General features: G+C 36.4%; 2 protein-coding genes. Both read right to left on the bottom strand.

The genetic code is table 11. The features are described from left to right. On the bottom strand, window positions 1-365 hold a 365-nt coding region (locus AC1DJR_RS31155; RefSeq protein ID WP_477004381.1), incomplete at its 3' end, for a PAS domain-containing protein. A gap of 306 nt (window positions 366-671) precedes the next feature. After that, window positions 672-1,047, bottom strand: a 376-nt coding sequence (locus AC1DJR_RS31150) for an aminotransferase class III-fold pyridoxal phosphate-dependent enzyme (protein WP_477004380.1), incomplete at its 5' end; no start/stop codon positions are given.

Below are 1,047 nucleotides of genomic sequence, written 5' to 3'. Positions count from 1 at the left end.
CGTAATTGATAGAGTTCTGTAAGATCACGAGAATAACTAATCACTCTTCTTAAATTTCCCTCATCATCAAAAACAGGCCTTGTACGAACATGCAAATACTCTCCTGATTTCGTTGTTTGAACAAGTTCAACTGGCCTTTTCTTTTCAATTACTTCTAACGTTGCAGACGGATAAAAAATCCCTTCTTTTTGTAGTTCTTTTACATGCTTTCCTACTAATTCCTTAGCAGAGAGCTGGTAATGTCTTTCACACATGCTATTTACACGTACAACGATTCCCTTATCATCCGTAACAAAAATTTCGTCAAATGCATATTCAAATACATCTTGTAAATCCATCAACACTCGTTCCTTTTCTGCAACCATCCTAGCCACCCCTTACTTTAAATCCATCGATTCACTTCACTACCTTTATTATAAAGTGAATTTTCTGCATTTTATATAGAGTAAGCTAGAATGTTTTCAATTTGTTATTTATACAAATCTATTTATATTTTTCAACACATAATTCGCTGCCTTGAAAAATACAGAATACCATCGCAACCACACCCTCACTTTGTTTTAGCTTGGCATGGGGCAGGAAAAGGGGCTGATCGATTCTATGTATGACCAGATGCTCTCTTCCGCCTAAAAAGAAAAGCTTTATGCCCTTTTTTAAGTTATCCCAATTCTTTAAACACGAGCGATATTTGCTTGCTCATAACAAGCTTGCAATGATTCTTCAATTATTGTTAAACCTTCCTCAAGTTGCTCATCTGTAATCACTAATGGCATTAAAACACGAATAACATTTCCATATGTTCCTGCTGATAGTAGAAGTAATCCATGCTTATTTGCTTCTGCACATAAATTAGACGCTAGTGTTTTATCAGGCGCTTTCGTCTTGCGATCTTGAACGAGCTCGAATGCACACATTGCCCCTAAGCCGCGCACATCACCGATGCAATTRTATTTGTTTTTCATCTCTTGGAATCGGTTCATTACGACTTTCCCTACTTCTATCGCTCTATCATTTAATTTCTCTTTTTCTATTACATCAAGCACAGCT

It is taken from the genome of Bacillus sp. 05T31 (assembly GCF_056396725.1).
Note: the sequence above shows the minus strand (reverse complement) of the source record. Positions and strands in the feature narration are given on the sequence as shown.